Origin of the sequence: Xylanibacter ruminicola Ga6B6 (assembly GCF_000687715.1) — a bacterium.
Taxonomy (GTDB): Bacteria; Bacteroidota; Bacteroidia; order Bacteroidales; family Bacteroidaceae; genus Prevotella; species Prevotella ruminicola_B.
The window spans coordinates 124,035-144,655 of record NZ_JHXD01000003.1 but is presented as its reverse complement, the minus strand read 5'-3'; the positions used below and the strand labels follow the sequence as shown (position 1 = coordinate 144,655).

General features: G+C 48.9%; 11 protein-coding genes. 4 read left to right on the top strand and 7 right to left on the bottom strand.

Translation table 11 applies throughout. From position 1 onward, the window contains the following. Positions 1–4 precede the first annotated feature (4 nt). On the top strand, positions 5–1,513 hold the full coding sequence (locus T500_RS0103430) for a cache domain-containing protein (protein WP_080694777.1): 1,509 nt from the start codon (positions 5–7) through the stop codon (positions 1,511–1,513). Then, positions 1,510–3,426, top strand: a complete 1,917-nt coding sequence (locus T500_RS0103425; RefSeq protein WP_230580830.1) for an ATP-binding protein — start codon at positions 1,510–1,512, stop codon at positions 3,424–3,426. Before T500_RS0103430 ends, T500_RS0103425 begins: the two co-directional genes overlap by 4 nt. A gap of 2 nt (positions 3,427–3,428) precedes the next feature. Here the strand turns inward: T500_RS0103425 and T500_RS0103420 are convergent, their stop codons facing one another. The 6 genes from T500_RS0103420 to T500_RS0103395 form a co-directional block, all read right to left on the bottom strand. After that, positions 3,429–4,934 (bottom strand): glutamine synthetase family protein, encoded by a 1,506-nt coding sequence (locus T500_RS0103420; protein ID WP_028906938.1) that lies wholly within the window; start codon positions 4,932–4,934, stop codon positions 3,429–3,431. 152 nt (positions 4,935–5,086) lie between these two features. Beyond that, the gene (locus T500_RS0103415; protein WP_316930770.1) at positions 5,087–6,130 is read right to left on the bottom strand and encodes a family 43 glycosylhydrolase; all 1,044 of its coding nucleotides are present in this window, start codon (positions 6,128–6,130) and stop codon (positions 5,087–5,089) included. Positions 6,131–6,140: 10 nt separating this feature from the next. Further along, positions 6,141–7,988 (bottom strand): RagB/SusD family nutrient uptake outer membrane protein, encoded by a 1,848-nt coding sequence (locus T500_RS0103410; protein ID WP_036908350.1) that lies wholly within the window; start codon positions 7,986–7,988, stop codon positions 6,141–6,143. Between the two features lie 22 nt (positions 7,989–8,010). Next, positions 8,011–11,325, bottom strand: a complete 3,315-nt coding sequence (locus tag T500_RS0103405) for a SusC/RagA family TonB-linked outer membrane protein (RefSeq protein WP_036908348.1) — start codon at positions 11,323–11,325, stop codon at positions 8,011–8,013. A 30-nt stretch (positions 11,326–11,355) separates the two neighbouring features. Beyond that, positions 11,356–13,365 carry a hypothetical protein gene (locus tag T500_RS0103400; RefSeq protein WP_028906934.1) on the bottom strand — a complete coding sequence of 670 codons (2,010 nt, stop codon included), beginning with the start codon at positions 13,363–13,365 and terminating at the stop codon, positions 11,356–11,358. A gap of 33 nt (positions 13,366–13,398) precedes the next feature. Next, positions 13,399–14,376 (bottom strand): glycoside hydrolase family 43 protein, encoded by a 978-nt coding sequence (locus tag T500_RS0103395; RefSeq protein ID WP_230580829.1) that lies wholly within the window; start codon positions 14,374–14,376, stop codon positions 13,399–13,401. A gap of 210 nt (positions 14,377–14,586) precedes the next feature. On the opposite strand from T500_RS0103395, the gene T500_RS0103390 reads away from it, so the two are divergent. Continuing rightward, a complete protein-coding gene (locus T500_RS0103390) occupies positions 14,587–18,570 on the top strand; it encodes a two-component regulator propeller domain-containing protein (protein WP_036908346.1) in 3,984 nt (1,327 codons plus the stop codon). Position 18,571: 1 nt separating this feature from the next. On the opposite strand, the gene T500_RS15055 is transcribed toward T500_RS0103390, so the two are convergent. Next, positions 18,572–20,128 carry a carboxylesterase/lipase family protein gene (locus T500_RS15055; protein ID WP_196243460.1) on the bottom strand — a complete coding sequence of 519 codons (1,557 nt, stop codon included), beginning with the start codon at positions 20,126–20,128 and terminating at the stop codon, positions 18,572–18,574. A gap of 73 nt (positions 20,129–20,201) precedes the next feature. Between T500_RS15055 and T500_RS0103380 the strand changes: the two genes are divergently transcribed. Then, positions 20,202–20,618 (top strand): DUF6078 family protein, encoded by a 417-nt coding sequence (locus tag T500_RS0103380; protein WP_155267413.1) that lies wholly within the window; start codon positions 20,202–20,204, stop codon positions 20,616–20,618. Positions 20,619–20,621 lie beyond the last annotated feature (3 nt).

Below are 20,621 nucleotides of genomic sequence, written 5' to 3'. Positions count from 1 at the left end.
ATGTATGTCGAAACTAACTGCAAAGATTAAAAGTGATTTGCCATTACGCATCAGTCTGATGATAGTGCTTGCCATGGCACTGCTGTTAACAGTAACGCTGCTTGTCATGCTTCATTATTCGCGCAATTCGATGAAAGATGATGCGCTGAATCGAGCCACCTATACACTCGATCGCGCCACCAACAACATCGATAATATCCTGCTGAGCGTAGAGGAAACGGCTGGCAATATATACTTCAACATGAAGTTTGATGATCCGGAACGGATGTACACCTATGCCCATAAGATTGTAGAAACCAACCCATACATCTCGGGCTGTGTCATCGCCTTTAAGCCCGGATACTTTAAGGGGCACGACCTGTTTATGGTATATGCACACAGTACCGATAGTACACACCAGGATCACTCCACATCCAACATTGTTCACAGCAACAGTTTCGGCACCAAGCCCTATACCGAACAGATTTGGTTTAATCGTCCAATAGGTAAGAACAAAGCCATGTGGATGAACCCGCTACTTGGTATGAAATCGGATATAGAACCACTCACCTCGTTCTGTGCGCCTATACTCGACGCTAATCATAGTCCGATAGGTGTTATCAGCGTACATGTGCCACTACAACTGCTTTCAAGCGTTATCTCAGCCGCCAGGCCTTCGCCCAACTCCTATTGCGCGCTGGTAGATAACGACGGATCGTTTATTGTTGATCCCACAGCAGGCTATCTCTCAAAAATCAAGGCTTTCAACCTGCCAGGCATCTCAGTTCAGGAGGCTGTAAAAACGATGATGTCGGGTAATAAAGGTTACCTGCCATTCGATATCGACGGACGTAAGTTCTATCTGTTCTACCAACCTTTCAGGATGGCCAAAGTGCCCTATCGCACCTTGATAACAAATCCTGGCTGGAGTATCGGCGTAGCATTCTCAGAAAACGACATCTTTGGCGAGTACAATGCACTATTCAACTTTGTAATCATCATTGCCATCGTGGGCATGGTACTGATGTATCTGCACACCCGTCTGATTATCCGTCACCGCTTAAAGCCACTCAGGATGCTTACTGAGCTGACGGATCGCATTGCCCACGGACAATATAACGAGCCCCTACCCTCACGCCATCGGAACAAGGACGAGATAGGTATGCTACAAGGCCACTTCCAGCAGATGCAACGCTCGGTAGCAGCCAACATCAACGAGCTGCACGAACTAACCCAAACCATACAGGAACGTAGTAAAGAGTTGCATATTGCGTACGAGCAAGCCCAGAAGGCCGACCGAATGAAGACGGCTTTCCTGCATAACATGACCGACCAGATGTTGGCCCCATCGTTTGCCATCGACGAGGATGTGTCGGCATTAAGTCATTTTGATAAAGAAACAAGCACCCAGACGGTGAGCCAGTTAGTGGAGGACATCCAGCAAAACGGCGACACCATCACGCAGATACTGAATAACCTTATCAACCTCTCGGAAAAAGAAGAAGACCTGGAGGAGAAAGGAGGTAAGCTATGATAAGTATTCGTCGTTCATTCTCGGCTAAGGTCATCATGTGGGTTCTGCTGTTAGCTGTACCAGTTTTCCTGGCATCGGTAGGTGTACTGTTCTGGCAGTCGCACAAACTGATACGTGCCGAAGCTGTTGATAAAGCCAGCAATGTACTGGCTTGTGCCATGCACCGTATTAACCGTTATCTGATAACGACCAAGACGGCAAGTCATACTAATGCCTGGATAGTTGAGCAATCACTATACCCCGACTCGATACAGGCCATAACCAACCGCATAGCAACCACCAATCCCTATACCGATGGTTGTGCCATCAGTACCGAGCCAGGTGTATTGCCACAGTATCCCGACGGATTCATGTCGGTTTCGTTCAATACCAAAGACAGCATCAATACCTTTATTGAGCCCGACCACAGCTACTTCCAGGAACGTTGGTACAGTATTCCTCGTACACAGCGCAAACCAACCTGGGTGGTTTTTAACGACAAGAACAGAAAACAGGAAACCGACGAAGATGCTACGATAGCCGCCTATACGCACCCCTTGTTCAACAAGAAAGGTAAGTTTGTTGGCGTTATTTCAATCTGGCTCTCATTGCAGCACATCTCCAATATTATGGCCGAGGTACGACCCTATCCGCACTCATACTATGTGATGATTGACGAGAAAGGGCGCTATGTGGGGCATCCCGATTCTACCCGTCTATTCAACCAAACGATCTTCAGCGTGGCCGACCCACAACATCAGGCCGACCTGATAGCCTTAGGTTACGAGATGACAAAGGGTAATAAAGGTAGCATGTCGGTAAAAATCAATGGCAAAAAATCGCTGGTATGCTATATGCCCGTTGAAGGCACTCCATGGAGCCTGGCTATTGTTTGTCCGCATAGCGATATCTTGAGAGGATTCTACCATCTTACCTATATTGTAGTGGCACTACTGATTGTTGGTTTGCTGCTTATCTTTATCAACTGTCACAAGGCGGTAACCGTTTCACTCAGTCCGCTACAGCAACTGCTTGAAAAAACCAAAGCTGTTAGCAACGGCCATTTAGATGTGGATATAGCCCATACCAAGCGAACAGATGTGATAGGCGGATTACAGAACAGCTTTGCCACCATGTTGGAGTCGCTCAACTATTATATCAACAGCGTGCGTACCGCTACCGATCAGACCAAGCGTTACAACCGTGAGTTGGAGCATACCACCCAACTGGCAGTAGAGGCCCAACGCCAGAAAACTGTTTTCATCCAGAACGTTACGCACCAGATACGCACACCGCTTAATATCATTATGGGCTTTGCACAGATACTGAATTGCCCTACCGACGACACATCGCTGAGCGAAGAGTTAGGACAGGATGAGATTAAGAGTATTGCCAGCACCATGACGCACAACAGCCGACTGCTTATACGTATGGTGATGATGCTGTTCGACAGCTCTGATAACGGCAAGGCCGAGACTGCCAATTGCGATAAACGCGAGATGGTGGCATGCAACGATGTGTGCCGGGTTGCACTGAAATTCACAACCAAGTACAATCCCGAAGTACCTGTTGAGTTCAAGACCGAGTTGGCCGACGACTTCAGCATCCATACCAACTACCGTTACCTGGAATACAGTCTGGAAGAGTTACTCAGCAATGCCGTACGCTATTCCGACCAGCAGCACATCTCGCTGCACGTAACACGTAACAAGGAGTTTGTACGTTTCGTAGTACAGGATACGGGTAAGGGTATTGCCGAGGCCGACCGTGAGCACATTTTTAAGTTCTTTACCAAGGTAGACGACTTTAGCGAGGGCTTAGGCCTGGGCCTGCCCCTTACTAAACGTCATGCAGAAACATTGGGTGGAAACCTGATACTCGACACCACCTACCATGAGGGTAGCCGGTTTATCTTCGAGATACCCGTGGCATAGCATCAGCCACAATGGAAGTACTTGGTAACTAACTTCTGGATTTCCTCTGGATAATTCTCTATCGTATGACGGAGGTTCTTATCGTCGAAGGCACGAAGCTGTTCGATGATACCATCTATCATGGCTGGCGAGAACACACCATACTCCTCGTAGGCCCTACGCTGACGGTTCAGACAATCGGCAGAAGCTACACATGAGTCGGGCAGCTGAGCCAGATTAGCAAGTCGGTCGGCATTCTCAGCATCGTGGATATTTACATTCACGTATGTTTTCTCGGCCAGTTTAAGCGCGCCATCCAGCTCAAAGCCATAACGGCAGGCTACACACAAACCAGCCAACAACTGATAGAGATCGGCAGAGCCATCGGGTGAACGCATCTCAACGGTCTGCTTAATGCTGGTATCATAGTGAGTTTGTGGCTCCAACGGATTCGCAGCATGACACATATCCACATCTGCAGCCCAGCCTAATGGCACACGTACCAATACGCTGCGGTTTCTGTCGCCCCAACAAACATTGGTGGGCGCCTCCTGATGGGGAACCAGACGGAAATAACTGGTAGGATTCTTATTTCCAAAAGCGGTAATCGAAGGTGCCAGCACCATCATACCAGCAATCATCTTACGGGCAGCCTCGCTCAGTACACCATTCTCCAGCATCTGGTTCTTGCCATCCTTCAGCATACGCATGTGGATATGCAAACCAGAGCCAGCCTTACCTGTGGTAATCTTAGGAGCAAAGGTTACATCATAGCCCAACTCATAAGCCAGATTGCGGATGACCCACTTGGCAATCATCAGTTGGTCGGCAGCCTGCTCAACAGCCACAGGCAGGAACTCAATCTCGTTCTGCTCGTAGTTCTTACCATCCAAGCTGAAGTTACCTACCTCAGAGTGTCCATACTTAATCTGACCACCAGCCTGGGCAATATACTTCATACAACGGGTGCGGAACTCATTAGCTTTGGCATAAGGTGCCGACTCGTGATAGCCGCGCTGGTCCTGAGCAGGGAACATACCCTCGTCGTTGCTAATCACATAATACTCTAACTCGCCCATGGCCTGAAACTCCATACCTGTTACCTGATGGAAAGCCTCAGCAGCTTTGTGGAGTGTGTGCTCGGGCGATGACTCCAACGGATTACCATCCTTATCGAAGAACGAGCAGAGCAATGATACGGTTGGAATCTCAGCAAACGGATCGACAAAGGCCGTACGGTAGCGTGGCAACACATACAGATCGCTGCTGCCAGCCTGAATAAACGAGAACAAGCTACTGCCATCCACACGCTCGCCACAAGTTAGTATGGTATCAAGATATGCCAGATCATTAATTACAAAGTTAAGTGTTTTCAACCTGCCATCGCCGCCTGGATACATAAAGTTAACCATACGGATGTCGTTGTTCACAATGTAATCAATAATGTCGGCTTTAGTAAACTCTGCCGAGGGTTTCTGAAGTGCCTCTACAATAGGGTTGGCATTCAACATCAGCTTGTCGTTGTTCATCATGATGCTTTATCGTATAATTGTTTGCGTTATATTTCGGGCAAAGATAAGCATTTTTATCGGGTGTATGGTATTATTTTGAGGTTTTTTATAATTTTTGCACAAATATACATGAAAAATGGGAGACCGATTAAAGTCTCCCATCCAACCAATTACTTACTATCAAACGTCGGTAAGCTACTTTCTACCGACGATTGGCTGCCTGATATCAAAGGCCAGCCATTACCCCATTCAACACGATCCATTAATACTTGTCGGCCAGCATCGGGATCAGTCTTCATGTAACCATGATAGATCATCCAGTCCTGACCCGCATCATCAGTAACAAACTCGGCATTATGGCCAGGGCCTGCCACGTTGTTACTGCCATGCAGAAGCACATCGAAAGCACCATCGAGCATACGCTTACCATCCTTGGTAACATATGGTCCGAACAGATTCTCAGAGCGTCCGTAGATAACCTGATAAGTACTGTTGTTACCCTCGCAGCACGAGCCGTTTGAGCCAAACAGATAGTAGTAGCCATCGCGATGGTGGATATAGGTAGCCTCCATCTGGTTGCCAGCTATCTGAACGGGCTTGGCACCTGGTTTAAGCGTGAGACCGTCGGCACTCAATTCTACACCATAGATACCATGGAACGAGCCCCAGAACAGATACTTCTTACCACCATCCTCGATATAGAAGGGATCGATACAGTTCTGTATGCCGATATCCTCGCTGATAAACAGTGCTCCATGATCCGTGTAAGGTCCCTGCGGTTTGGTGGCCGAAGCGACACCTAAACCGCAAGTCCACTCACCACCCCAAGTCGACTTAGAGTAATAGAGCATATATTTACCATCAACATAATTTATATCGGGTGCCCAGATACCACCACCAGGGTTCCACTTGGGGCGACTCTCATCAGTAAAAGCCGTACCCACATACTGCCACTTCAGCAAATCGGTAGAACGATAGATGGGCAGGTTGCGGATATCCTCGGTAGCAAAGAGATAGAACACGCCATCGGGCGACTTTACTATAGAAGGATCGGGCAACGAGGTTGCAATAATAGGATTACGATACTTCTGAACAACAGGGATAGGTTTGATATCCTGAGAGTGCCCACCGTCGTCCGACGATGAGCAACCCAGAATAGGCATAAAGCCAACAATTATACTAACTATAGAAAACATGTAACTTCTTTTATTCATTACTAACATATTACCAACCAGGATTTTGTGTGAGATTAGGATTACGCTCCAGCTCGCCCTGTGGCACAGCAAACAGCTTCACGTGCTCACCGATATAGTTATTGGTGTAGCGCTTGGTACCCCAGATTTCTGTCATACCATTAGCACCATTGAGCTGTGAAGGATCGCTAACCAGTGCGCGATTGGTGCCCAACTTACGATCAAGCCATGTATCCCAACGCAACTGCTTCCAGTAAAGCTGACCCTCGCCACAAAGCTCCCAGCCATACTCGTTACGGATACGCTCACGCATATTGTCCTGACCAGTAACCTTGGTATACTCATTGCTATTAAGCAGAGCCAGTCCAGGAATACGGGCACGAACCATGTTGATGTATTTCACGGCCTCATCGGTCTTTCCCTGCTCGTTCAGAGCCTCAGCCAAAGAGATGAGTGCACCGGCATAGCGGAAGATAGGTGTATCGATATCGCTGTTCAAGCCATTCTTTGTTTCACGCCCCTCGGGCACAAACTTACGCCACAGGTAGTAGAAACGGTCGTTGGTATCGGTACGCAGGTCGTAAGGAGCAGCATTGTCCGATCCGATGTAAGGCCAACGCAGGGTGTAATCCCAACAGTCGGCAGTCGAGCCACCCTTATAAGTAGAGTACGGAGTGATGAAGTTCATGAGCATACGTGGGTCGCGGTTCTGATAAATAGCCAGGATGCGGGCCTCGTTGCCATCCTTATCGTACTGACTCATGTCGGCACCATAGGTTACCATCTGCTGGTAGCCAGCCTTCAGCTTATCGCTGGCAGCATTAGGATCAAGACCATCACGCAGGAAGTAAACCGAACGGGCCTTAGGATCCATCTTTGAATAGCCAGGGAATACCTCGTCCATATTAAATGGCCTACCATCGGCATACTCGTACGAGTCAACAAAGTAAGGATTAGGAATCAGGTTGTTCCAGCAACCAAAACCATCGGCGGTATAAGTATTACGGTTACCATGTGTGCGACCTAACAGCGAGCCCATACCCTCCTCGTCGGTGTACTGATACTGGAAGATATACTCATCGTTACGCTCATTGGCAGCCTTGAACATATTCTTATAATCAGGGAACAGCTGGAAGCCCATAGTGGTGATAGCTGTGAAATCGGCAGCGGCCTTATCCCAGTCCTTCAGCCACATGTAAACCTGACCACGCAGATAGTAAGCACAAGCCTTGGTTACACGACCGTAGTTCTTATCAGAAGTGGCGTACTTGTTAGGCAGACTGGGCTCGTTGATAGCCTCAGAGCAATCCTTGATAATCTGCTGCCAAACCTCATCGGCAGTGTTACGGGGCTTGGTGTCCTCGCCATACTCTACGGGTTCGGTGTAGATGGGCACACCACGCCACAGCACGTTAGCACGATAGTAAGCCCAGGCACGCAGGAACTTACACTCGGCAATATCGCGGGCACGCTCGCTAGCCGACATAGCCTCACACCTGTCAAGGTTGTTAATCACGTTGCTGGTACGATAGATTTCCTCATACAAGCGCTTCCACCAGTCGTTGAATCCCCAGTAACCGGCATTACAACGGCCACGGGCCCAATCGTAACCACCCCAGTTAGCATCCAGGTCACAAACATCGGTAGCAGCATCAAAGTTCTGCCAGTCGGGGCATTCGCCCTGCTGCTCCCAGTAGAAACGTTCGTAGGCACCATTCACCACAGCATCAGCCATGTTATAGGTACTCCATACCAAGTCGGTACCTACACGGTCGGAAGGTTGAGTATCCAGGAAGTCGGCATTACAAGCCGTGAAAGCGATACTCGATGCAGCCAGAATAATACTGCGACACATATTATTGATTATTTTCTTTTCCATATTGGTTATTCATTGTTGATGGTTAAAATGTTACATTCAGTCCGAATGAGAGCTGACGCATGGTAGCATAACCCTCACCAGAGCGCATCTCAGGATCAAGTCCGGGGAAGCTGGTGATAGTCCACAGGTTCTCACCCGAAAAGTAAACTCGCAGGTTCTCGGCATAGATCTTTCTGCTGATGTTCTTTGGCAATGTGTAACCGATAGTAAGGTTACGCAGCTTCAGGTAATCACAACTATAGAGATGGAATGTATTGTCGAGGGCATCACTCATACTTGGATTCTCGAGCGACATACGTGGATTCTTTGAAGTGATATTGGTACGAGGATCGTTGGGGTTGTTGGGATCATAGAAGTAGTGATCATCGGCAATCCACTGTGGGATGCTCAAACCAAACACCACGTTAGATGAGTTCTGACCAATCTCACGCCAGTAGGTTGAGAAGCCTGTGGCTCCACCCCAGTTCATCGAGAGGTCGATACCTTTCCACTCTGCGTGCATCTGCATACCGAAAGTGAACTTAGGCACGTTCGATTCGCCCATGAACTGCTGGTCGTGACTGCCACCATAAACCTTATCGCCATTGGTATCGGCATAGATATACTCACCATACCAGATAGCATTCTGGGTTACAGCGTGCTGTGGCTCGAACGAGTAGCCGGCAGCAATCATGTCCTGTACCCACTTCAGATCCTCAGGAGTACGGATCATACCATCGCGTGGACCGCCATTGGGGTTAACCACACCGTTGGCATCGTAATAGGTTCCGTTTCCGCTATAGATAGGATATACATAGAACTCGTTCATCATGTGTCCCTCAACCAGACGCTGGGTACCACCCGACGAAACCTCACCAAGGTTAGAGTAGTACACGTTAGGATCGGGATTGTTAGGATCTGCACCCCATCCCTGGATGATGCCACCCTTATAATCGGTTACCTTGTTCTTATTGAACGAACCATTAACAGCCACGCCATAGGTTACATCGCCAATCTTATCCTCCCAACGGAAGGTCATCTCCAAACCGCGGTTGCTTACACCGGCCAGATTCTGCAGGGGAGCAACCTTATCACCGAAGATAAGTCCGATAGATGGACGGTAGAGGATACCAGAGGTCTGCTTGTCGTAGTAGTCGATAACACCCGACAGACGACCACCGAGGGTACTGAAGTCGAGACCCAGGTTGAAGGTCTTGGTAGTCTCCCAAGTTACGTTCATGTTAGGCAGGTTCTTCAGGTAGAAACGAGGCACCTTCTTGCCACCCATGGTGGTGTAACCTGTTTCGTACCACGACTGATAAGCATAGTTATCAACCGATGAGTTACCCAGCTTACCATAAGAGGCGCGCAGCTTCAGGTTATCGAATACGCTGAGGAAAGAGTTCTTGGCAAAAGCCTCCTCGCTGATACGCCAGCCTGCAGATGCAGATGGGAAGAAACCCCAACGGTTATCGGGTGAGAAACGCGACGAACCATCATAACGGAAGTTAGCCTCTAACAGGTAACGCGAATCGAAGGCATAATTCAAACGACCGAACCAAGAACGATAGGTATAACCGGTAAAGTTACCACGTGTGTACTCCTCCGATGTCAGGGTATTCAAGTCGGTCAGTGTGGCATCGATCATACCCATCTTCTTCACATCGGTATTACCATCGCTGTTCTTACCTTCCTCGAAACCTACCAGTGCACCTACATCGTGCTTCTGGGCAAAGGTGTGGGCCCAGTTCAGGGTGTTGGTAATCTTCCAGTTATAGTAGTGGTGATAGTACATATAGCTTGAGAGGGCCTCGAGTGCAGCAGGCGATGCTACCACCTCATTACGACTGAAGCTATAGCTCTCGTTCTGTCCATCGGTGTACTTATGACGGGCATTGTAGTAGTCGTAACCAAAGGTTGACTTGAAGGTAAAGTCCTTCAGGAATTTCACCTGAGCATAGGCTGTGCTGTAAGCGTGGGTTGTCTTATAGTAACTGTCGCCATCGCCATTCAGCAACTGCATGGGGTTGTGAGCTGCACCATCCTCAACCGATGTCTCGATACCACCGAACTTACCATCGTAATAAGGATAGATACCAGGCACGGTCTTCAGGAATTCCCAACTCGACAGGGCATCCACATTGTTACGGTCGCGATCGCTGTGAGTACCCCATACCTGAGCACCCAGCTGCAACCAGTTAGTTACATCCGAAATCAGCTTCAGGTTGATAGAGTACTTCTGCTCGCCCGAGCGAACAATCATACCAGGGTTATCTAGATAGGTTAATCCAAGGTTATAACGTGTGCGGGTGTCCTTACCCGACAGAGAGATGGCATGCTCCTGCATCACCTTAGTCTGGTAAATCTCATCATACCAGTCGGTATTTGGATAAGCCACATAGTTGGGATAGCCCGACTCAGCAATGCCATTGGGATTAGCCTCAGCCTGGCGCCACTGGTCAATTACGCTTTGTGGATATTTTCCTGCAGTACCGATATTCTCGCTGGCCTCGTTCACCATCTCCATATAGTCGGCATAGTTCGACATAAAGCGAACCAGCTTCGATGGTTTATTGATTGACAACCTGCCGGTATAGGTTACATTCACCTTACCCTCAGTACCACTCTTAGTGGTAACCAGGATAACACCGTTAGCACCACGGTTACCATAGATGGCACACGATGCAGCATCCTTCAGGATCGAGATGCTCTCGATATCCATGGGGTTCACATCCGAGAGACTCATTTCCATACCATCTACCAATACCAGCGGACTGGCATCGTTCATGGTTCCCACACCACGGATGTTTACCGAGAAGTTCTCGGCGCCGGGCTTACCTGAGCCCTGCAGAATATCAAGACCGGCAGCCATGCCCTGCAATGCCTGGGCAACAGTGGTAACAGGACGTGAGTTGGCTTCCTTCTCAAGGTTTACCGATACCACCGAACCCGTCAGGTTCACCTTCTTCTGGGTACCGTAGCCCACTACTACTATTTCGTTCAATTCGTTGCGGTCTTCCTTCATGGTTACTACCATGTTATCGGTTGCACGAGCAGTAACATCTACGTAACCGATATAGGTAAACACCACTTGCGCATCGCTCTTACTGAGCTGCAGTTTAAAACGTCCGTCCATATCGGTAACAGCGGCATTCTGCGTGCCCTGCTCCTTAACGGTAACGCCAATCAGGGGTTCGCCCTGCGCATCTACCACCGTACCAGTAACAGTACGTTGCTGCTGAGTGGCTGCTACAGTACTGGAATGAACCGATAAGGCCAGATTTCGTTCGGCTAAAGCTGGCGAAGCTGCCATCAGCATAGCTGCGCCTACCAACGAGGTAATTAATCTTTTTTCCATTTCTTGATGTTTAGGTTTAATTGTTTTTGTTTATTTCTTAAGAAAATCGTCAGTTCGTGTTGGTGAATACATCTCCCAGAGCGAGGCGATAGTCCAGCCTGGCGCAAAGAGGTTGTTATAGAATCCCTTGCCATTCATACCGTAATCCCAAGTAGTGTGCTGTACCACCTCTGGATAGAAACCAGGTACGGCAATACCACAAAGGCGCTCGGGTGTAGGCATCAGCTGTGAGAGCGAGTTAAAGATCACATCGTGCATCTGCAGGAAACGCAGGTTTCCCTTCTGCTGTCCGAGCCAATTCACAATGTGTGGCAACTCGAATACAAACACATCGATATGGTTATTCTCTACCGATACGTTACTCCAGCCACGGGTCTTCAGACCTAAGTCGCCTAACATCTGTCCCTGTGCAAAGGGTACATCCCACATGTAATACCATGACAAAGCAAAGTAAGCAGCCTTTTCGCACAGGTCGATATAACGCTGACGCTCCTTGCCCTTGGTTACAGCGGCCAGGTAATAGGTAGCAGTAACAGCAGCAATAGCAGCCTCTTTATCCTCGCAGTTTGCATCGAGGGTTGATGAGAAGTAATCGCTCTTTGAGATGATATTCTGCTCCAGATAGTCAACAGTGCGGCGGGCAGCCTCCAGATACTGCTTCTTACCGAAGTAACGATAACCCATCACCAAAGCTGAGGTAGATGAAGGTGTGCTACCACCTGTACCATCCACATCGGTACCATTGTCGTGATACTTACGGGCAAAGCTGCCATCAGCCTTCTGCAGTTTAAGGAATCCATCCAGAATACCTTTTATACGTGCCTCCCACTGAGGATGGCGACGACCATGTGCCTTCTCGTACTTCAGATACAACAGAATAGCATAAACACCCTCTGACTGCTGACGGATAGAGTGTACAACCTTATCATCGCTTGGGAAGCCGCGGGTAAAGTTCACGTTATCATAGAAGTAGCCGGCACTGGTAAAACCATGCTGCAGATAGCTCTCCAAAATCTCATTACCCATGGTTACAAGATCCTGCTCACCATGCTGTTCTCCATACTCGATAGCATTGAAAGCATTCAGCAGCACACGACCACAGAAACCTACCTGTGCCTCGGGGAAAGGCTTGCAATCGCTGGTAAGCAGGGTGTGACCCGAGTTGTACTTCAAGGGATAGTTACTTACATACGACTGGCGGAAGTAGTTGGTCAGTCCCTTCTTCATCTCCTCAGGGGTAAAGAGTGGCTTCAATGCCTGTGGTTTCAGGTTATCGAAGCAACGCTGCCACATCAGTGTAACGTGCTCGCCAAAGTCCTTGGCCTCAGTCTGACTGATACGCCACTGGATAGTCTTGGTCTCACCCTTCTCAATCTTGGCGAAAGCAAACACTGGGGCTGCCAAGGTTAACTTACGGATGTAGCGCTTAGGCGTCTCAATGTAAGGATAGCCAAAAGTGAGCTTAGCCTCCTGCTGCTCACAATCAAGGCCCAGATAACCCAGAGATGTTTCGCCACTCAAGATAATCTCACCTGCCTGGTGGGTAGTCATACATTCCTGCGGAGTGTCAAGCTGACGGATTACAGCCACCGACTTACCGTTAGCCTCATCATAAACACTGGTCATGGGCGACGACAGACGGTCCTCACGGAAGTTCCAGCTCTTGGATGTGTGAAAAGCGGGTGCCTCCTTAGGCGAACGCAGGTTGCGATGATACCAGAAACCTGGCAGATAGAACTCACTATCGGCCGACTTGATGCCTGTGGCAAGCTGCGCGCCGAAGTTATAATACGTTGTGGCATCGGCCTTGATGGTAACGGTATAAACCTGATCGTTGCCATCATTTGCTAACTGTGCACTGATGTGCAAAGGCAATGTCTTGCCATCGGCCGACTTTAACTGATTACCATCAGCCTGCAGTTGGATAACTTTTGCCTCGTTGCCTGGCTGCTTGATACTGATCTGCGTTTGGATGTTGATAGCAGAAGCATTCATTGTCAAAGCAGCAAAAACTGTTAATAAAAAAGTTTTGTTGAACATATAATAAAAGTTTTTGTTGGTTGCTTGCGTGGGTTACTCTTTATATAAGTAATGGAACGTGCCATTGGTAACTCCAAAACCTTGGCTGTTCTGTGTTAATCCTACAACGGCTGTTTTTCGGGGACTCACCTCGGTAAAGCTGTTGTGGGTATGAAACACGTAATTCCACTGGCCCTGAGCATCCTTGAACATATCGCCATGACCGGTGCCATAATAGCCTATATTTGCACGATTGATGACCGGCTCTGGCGATTTGGCCCATGGACCGTAAGGCGATGAGGCCGTAGCCACACCAACGGCATAGTCGATATTACGGAAATCGTTAGCCGAGTAGAACATATAATAGATATCGCCAAGATGCAGTACGGTAGGTCCTTCGGTCACACCCCAGCTGGCTTGCGCCGTATTCTCCCACCGCTCAGAAGCATGAATACACTCCTTGGCAGTTTCTTCCTTAATACCCATCAGATCGTCGGTCATCTCAGCCACAAAGATACGGTTGCCTTCCTGCAATCGTACATGATACAGATAAAACTTGCCATCGGTATCAAACAGCACAAAAGGATCGATAGCTTTTCCTGGGGTAGCAATGCACTTCTTCTCCTGCTGGGTAAAAGGCCCCATAGGCGAGGTGGCTGTTGCTACGGCAATCTGCTCGTTGGCTGTATAGAACATATAATAGGTATCGCCACGCTTCACTACCTGTGGTGCCCAGAAACCTGTAGTACCATACGAGGTAGCACCTGTTAAGCAGAACCCATTGGCCTTACCAACCGGTCCCTGCCAGTTTTTCATATCGGCAGAACGATATACATAGAAACCCGTATCCGAATTACTACCTGTACCATATAAATAATAGGTACCATCGGTATCCACAAAAATAGTGGGGTCGGCTTCGGTCAGCACTTCCTGTTGGGGTACAGATGGTTTCTCGGGCACTGGTGCTACTGCGCTACCCGTGTCGTTCGAACTACATGATGGTAAAACAGTAAGCATTGCCATCAGAGTCATCGCTAATCTTAAATTGGTTTTCTTATACATTTAGTTACATTTGGGTTGGTAATAAAGATTTCGGCGGCAAAAGTAATAAAAAGGATTATTAGGCACGGGTAATATTGTTCTGAAAACGGGTAATATCGTCAAAAGTACAGAATTACTGCACAAAAATAGGGGTAATATCAGAATTAATCGCTAAATTTGCACACAGATAAAAACGAAGCTATGCGATATATAACGTTACTCCTTACTTGGATATTTGCCAGTATCATGGTAAATGCTGCCGACTTTAAGTTCCAGCATCTGAACACCTCCTGCGGTTTACCTAACCAGCAGGTTGAGAGCATGGTGCAGGATAACAACGGCTATATATGGATAGGTACGCGTAACGGACTGGCCAGATATGATGGATATAATGTAGATACCTACTACCATGTTGAGGGACAAACACACTCATTAGTGCATAACTTCGTTCATGGATTGTTTGTGGATAGCAAGCACCGCCTATGGATCAGTACTGAGAATGGTGTGAGTATGTACCGCCCCGAAACCGACGACTTTCGGAACTATTTCAACGTACGGGGCTACTGCACCAGTTTCGTAGAAACCAACGATGGCAGGATACTCACCGGCTCAGGACAGTTGTATGCTTACGATACTAAGACCGACTCGTTTGTAGTCATCCCATCGCTCAATGCCGGCACCATCGCCTCGCTAGCTAAGGATCGGGCTGGCAACATCTATGTGTCGGCCAGTCAGATGATATTCTCGATGAGCGCCAACCTCACCAAGATACTACCGCTAAACATCAGTCTTAACGATGGACAGCCCGTAAGTCATAACGCCATCCTCCCCTTGTTGGTTGATTCCAAACAGCGCCTCTGGGTGGGCTGCAACGATGGCAGTGCCATTTGCTACAATCTGAAGAGTCATGCCCAGCAACGTTATACCGCCAACCAACTAACAGGCGGCATCATCCGCGTGATCATCGAGGACAAGCAGCACCGTATCTGGTTTGGTACCGAGAATGGCATCCTGACATTGAATCCCGATGGCAGCAGCATACTTACACAGAAACACTATGGTAGCGACGGCCTATCGGACAATGCGGTGTACACCATCCTGGCCGACCGCCAGAACAACATCTGGATAGGTTCATACTTTGGGGGCGTAGATTATCTGTCGAGTCAGAAACCGCAGTTTCACCATTTTGAGCCCAGTGCCGCCAAAGGCGATTTAAAGGCCCGCATACCACGCATGATAACCGAGACATCACCAGGCATCTTCTGGATTGCCAGCGAAGACCAGGGCGTAAACATCTACAACTCTTTCACAGGCCTGTTCACACCTTTTACCGAGATTCCAGGACTTGACTCGAACACGCATAGCATCTACTACGATACCAAGACTGCCGACATCTGGATTGGTACGCGATTCAAAGGTTTGTACCGCTACAACCTGCAAACCCGCAAAACCACCCAGTATTACCGTACCAATGGACTTACATCGGAAGGTATCTTTTACCTGACCCGCGATAAGAACGGACGCTTGTGGATTGCCACCATGGAAGGATTGCGCTATTACGACGAGCAATCGGACACCTTCTGTACAATAGGCGACGATCTGCTGGACCGCACGTTCATCTACTCCCTGTTCGTAGATCGACATAACCAATTATGGGCCAGCACAGTGGCTTGTGGCTTGTATTGCATCAGCAACGGCAAGGTAACAAGTTACAGCAGGGATAACGGCAGCGGACTGACCGATAATTACATCATATCATCATTCGAGGACTCGAAAGGTCGCCTATGGATAGGCACTAACAATAACGGACTATTCTGGTTAGACAACAAGAGCGGCAAGATTGTACAGGCAGGCACATGGATACCCCGCCAATGTACGGTATGCAGCATTGTGGAGGATAAAACGGGTAACTTGTGGATTGGTACCGACCAAGGCTTGTACAGCCACCGCCTGAGCGACGGTCATACCCGCTGTTTCTCGGCAGGAGCCGAACTGCCCGTCAACCAGTTCAACTTTACATCAACCTATCTGGCCACCGACGGACGCGTGCTGATGGGTACCTTCGACGGACTGATAGCCTTCCAGCCCAAACAGATGCACACCGAAGCCAAAAACATGTATGTGCATTTCAAGAAACTGTTTGTAAACGATCAGGTACGGTCGCAGATCGACTATACCAACAGCATCACACTCACCTACGAAGAGTCGCACTCGTTCCACATCGAATACGGCGTAGTCATGCCCGAGAATGTACAGGGCATACAGTATCAGATAAAAGTAGATGGTATCGACAAGGAATGGCGTAATGTGGGTGCCGAACGCCGGTTTTATGGTTATCTGCTTAGTCCGGGCACTTACCAACTACACGTAAGGGCAAACACCTGCGATAGCGATTGGGATAAATGTCCTGAACGCACGCTTACCATCGTTATCAAGGCACCGTTCTATCTCTCTACCATCGCGTACATTATATATTTCATATGCTTTGCTGCCCTGGTATGGGGCGGACTCACGCTCTACAATATCCGTATGAAAGAGCAGGCCAAGGTGCGCTATGCCAACATGGAGAAAGCCAAGGTTGAGGAGATCGACCGCATGAAGTCGAACTTCTTCACGATGGTGTCGCACGAACTCAAAACGCCACTCTCGCTCATTATCGCACCACTGAAGAGTATCAGCGCCAGCGAGGTGGATAAGGAGGTGGGCGAATCGCTGAACCTAGCCATTCGTAACTGCTCGAAGATGGAACACCTGATTAACGAGCTGGTAACCTTCAACAAGATCGAGTCAGACAATTTCCCATTCTACGTGCAGCAGGGCAACCCTGTGGAGTTTGTAGGTGTGGTGGCCGATAACTTTAACGAGGCCGTTCAGGCCAAGGGCTTACACCTCACCGTAAATTGTATCGATAACGGCGAAGACGGTTGGTTCTCGCCATCATATATCGAGCACATACTGAACAACCTCATGTCGAATGCCATCAAGTTCACAGGTAACGGTGGCGCCATCACTATCCATGCCGAGATTACACAGACGGCGGATTCGCCCGACCTGTTCCTGAAGATGCAGGTAACCGATACCGGTATCGGCATTATCAAAGATGAACAGAAGAATATTTTTGAGCGTTTCTACCAAACCAAGCGCGGCTACAGCACTAACAGCAGTGGCTGGGGCATCGGTTTGGCGCTCATCCGCCGACTGGTTGAGATACACAAAGGCTCGGTGTCGGTAGAGAGCGAGCTGGGCAAGGGCAGCACGTTTACGGTACTGCTGAACATTTCGGGCAACGCATTCTCGGATAAGAACAAGATTGCTGGCGATAGCGAACAGGCAACGGTAAACAGCTATCTCAGTAAGCTCGATGCCACACCCGTTACCATCGCGGGTAGTGCCATTCCTACCACCACTACCCCATCGGCCCAAGCAGCTCATAAGCAGACCTTGCTGGTAGTTGAGGATAATGAGGATATGCTGAAATTCCTGGAGCAGCTGTTTGCAGCCGATTACAACGTGATAACGGCACCCGACGGACAACAGGCATGGGATATCGCTATCAGTAGAACGGATATCGACCTGGTGGTATCGGATGTGATGATGCCTGTGATGACAGGTGCCGAACTATGTAACATGATAAAGGGCAACATGAGCACCAGTCATATTCCCGTGATTCTGCTCACAGCCAAGGGCGACCCCGAGGATGTGAAGGACGGTTATCGCAATGGTGCCGATGCCTATGTGCTGAAGCCCTTCGATCCAGAATCGCTGTCGCTACAGATCAGTAACCTGCTCAAACTGATACAGAACCGTCAGCAATCCATTTTCAATGATGGCGAAGAGTCACTGAAACAGAACGACAGTCTGACGCAGCTTGACCGCGACTTTATCCAGCGACTGATGGAACTGGTGGATAGTAACATCGGCAACGCCAACTTCTCGGTGACCGATATCACTACCGAATTAGGTATGAGTCGCAGTTTGTTGCATACCAAGATGAAGAATCTGATGAACACCTCGGCAGGCGACTACATCCGCCACAAACGTATACAAAAAGCCTGCCAGATGATTACCGACGGACATAATGTTTCGGAAACAGCCTACAGCTGCGGCTTTGCCGACCCCAACTACTTCTCGAAGGTATTCAAGAAAGTAGTTGGCGTGGCACCATCCGAATATACTAAGCAATAACTTAGTGCGACTGTTTAAACGCGTCTAACTGCTTAAAGCAGTGGCGGTTGATGATTTGCTGCAACTGGCGGTCGGGATTGTTGCGGATATAGCAACGATGATCGAACACCATCAGCTCACCATTCAATGCCGAGTAAGGATGCCAGCCTGGTAAGCCCTTGATATTTGGATTACCGGTATGTGCAAACTGTGCCCAAGCACTACTCATCTTATCAGCCAACTGCAGATCCTGAGCCGATGGCTGTGGCAACTCATTAGGCGACTGGTGCAAGGTGTTGAAACAGAACTTCAACTCGTGACCATGTACTGAGCCCTTGTTAACAGGCGAGCGCCAGGTAAACATATACATATAGGTTGGTGCCTTACGACTCTTGGTCATGGCGTCGGCAGTAATCAGCGTTTTGGGACGGAACAGCCAGTCGATACAAAGCAGATCCTGTGGTACATAGTCGGGATGGGCTTTGGCAAAGGCAGCGATATAAGCATCGGTATCATCGCCAAAGGTGGCCTTCAGCTGCTCACGAGCCTCATTCTCAGTCATAGGCTGATCGTAACACAGACGCTGCAACTCGTTAAAGGTGGTGCCAATCATCACGGGGATGTCATCTGATATCTGAGCGAATGTGGGTTGGAAAGGCTGCTGCAACAGCACCTTCCCATCGGGTGTTGGACCGAAACCCCACATCATAGGTGTGCCAGGCTTGCGGGTACCGATACTGGCAGCCATCGCACGCTGACCTGCATCGTACAGCTGCTGATAAGGCACATCTTTTATCTTTTCCACTTCGGCCTCACTGATACCAAGTTCCTTCAGCACAGCCTTGCCCAGTGTCTGTGTCATCTCGTGGTTGTTCACATTCAGGATGGTACCGCTCATAATAATGGCTTTATGGAATAAACCTTTGGCCTGAGGCATACACATCAACGTGCCTACCTTACCGCCACCACCCGATTCACCGAACACGGTTACGTTCTTAGGGTCGCCACCAAAGTTAGCGATGTTATCACGAATCCACTCCAAGGCCTGCACCACATCCAGCATGCCTACATTACCCGAGAATTCATATTTCTTGGATACAGCCGAGAGGTCAAGGAAACCCAGGATATTCAGGCGATGGTTGATACTTACCACTACCACATCCTTCTTTGCCAACTGCATACCAGGATTCCAAGCCGACGTACCCGAATCGAAACCGCCGCCATGCAGCCACAGCATCACAGGCTTGCGGGCGTTCAGGTCAGTGCTCCACACGTTGAGCACGCACGAGTTCTTCTCCGACATCTCATCCTCTGAGAGCTCCTGCCCCCACGTCTGCTGCATCACCTGCGGTCCCCAGTGGTCGCACTTACGTATGCCCTTCCACTTATCCACAGGCAATGGCGGCATCAGTCGTTCCACCTTGGCATAGGGAATACCCAGCCACGCCATCGTACCCTCCTGCACAATGCCGCTCACCTTACCACTCTTGGTGTTAACCACCAGTTTACTACTCTCTTGCGCCGTTGCCGCCATAGCGCACAACAGCAAACCCATTAGGCTTATAGTTATCTTTTTCATAATCATGCCGCAAAGATACAAAAAAATGACAAATAATGCTTGGATTTTCGATATTAATTCGTATCTTTGCCACATGAAAGATAAAGTTGACCACTATACTATTTGTTTTATCGACAGCTGCCCGATGCACAGGCACTGTTTGAGATGGATGGTAGGCCGTTATGCCGATACCAGTAGAGAAACATACCTGTCTGTTAACCCGCATAACCCGCTGATGGGAAGCGACAGTTGTCCGTTGTATCGCGAGGATATACGTGTAATCAAGAAGAAAGGCTTTACCAACATGTATTACGACATGCCTTGGCACATGGAATTTAAAATACGCCGACAGCTGATTGCCAAGTTCGGGCGCAAGCAGTATTTCCAGATGCGTAAAGGCGAACGCCTGATTACACCCGACCAGCAAAAAGTGATAGAACAGGTTATGCGTGCCAACAACTGGCAAGGCCCCATCAAGTACGACGGGGAGGTTGAAGACTACCTGTGGTAAAAA

Bases quoted from the DNA above. Each gene is read 5' to 3' on its own strand.
- T500_RS0103405 (WP_036908348.1), bottom strand. From the start codon at position 11,325: ATGGAAAAAAGATTAATTACCTCGTTGGTAGGCGCAGCTATGCTGATG.
- T500_RS0103415 (WP_316930770.1), bottom strand. From the start codon at position 6,130: ATGAATAAAAGAAGTTACATGTTTTCTATAGTTAGTATAATTGTTGGC.
- T500_RS0103395 (WP_230580829.1), bottom strand. From the start codon at position 14,376: ATGACTCTGATGGCAATGCTTACTGTTTTACCATCATGTAGTTCGAAC.
- T500_RS15055 (WP_196243460.1), bottom strand. From the start codon at position 20,128: ATGAAAAAGATAACTATAAGCCTAATGGGTTTGCTGTTGTGCGCTATG.
- T500_RS0103410 (WP_036908350.1), bottom strand. From the start codon at position 7,988: ATGGAAAAGAAAATAATCAATAATATGTGTCGCAGTATTATTCTGGCT.
- T500_RS0103420 (WP_028906938.1), bottom strand. From the start codon at position 4,934: ATGAACAACGACAAGCTGATGTTGAATGCCAACCCTATTGTAGAGGCA.
- T500_RS0103390 (WP_036908346.1), top strand. From the start codon at position 14,587: ATGCGATATATAACGTTACTCCTTACTTGGATATTTGCCAGTATCATG.
- T500_RS0103380 (WP_155267413.1), top strand. From the start codon at position 20,202: ATGAAAGATAAAGTTGACCACTATACTATTTGTTTTATCGACAGCTGC.
- T500_RS0103430 (WP_080694777.1), top strand. From the start codon at position 5: ATGTCGAAACTAACTGCAAAGATTAAAAGTGATTTGCCATTACGCATC.
- T500_RS0103425 (WP_230580830.1), top strand. From the start codon at position 1,510: ATGATAAGTATTCGTCGTTCATTCTCGGCTAAGGTCATCATGTGGGTT.
- T500_RS0103400 (WP_028906934.1), bottom strand. From the start codon at position 13,365: ATGTTCAACAAAACTTTTTTATTAACAGTTTTTGCTGCTTTGACAATG.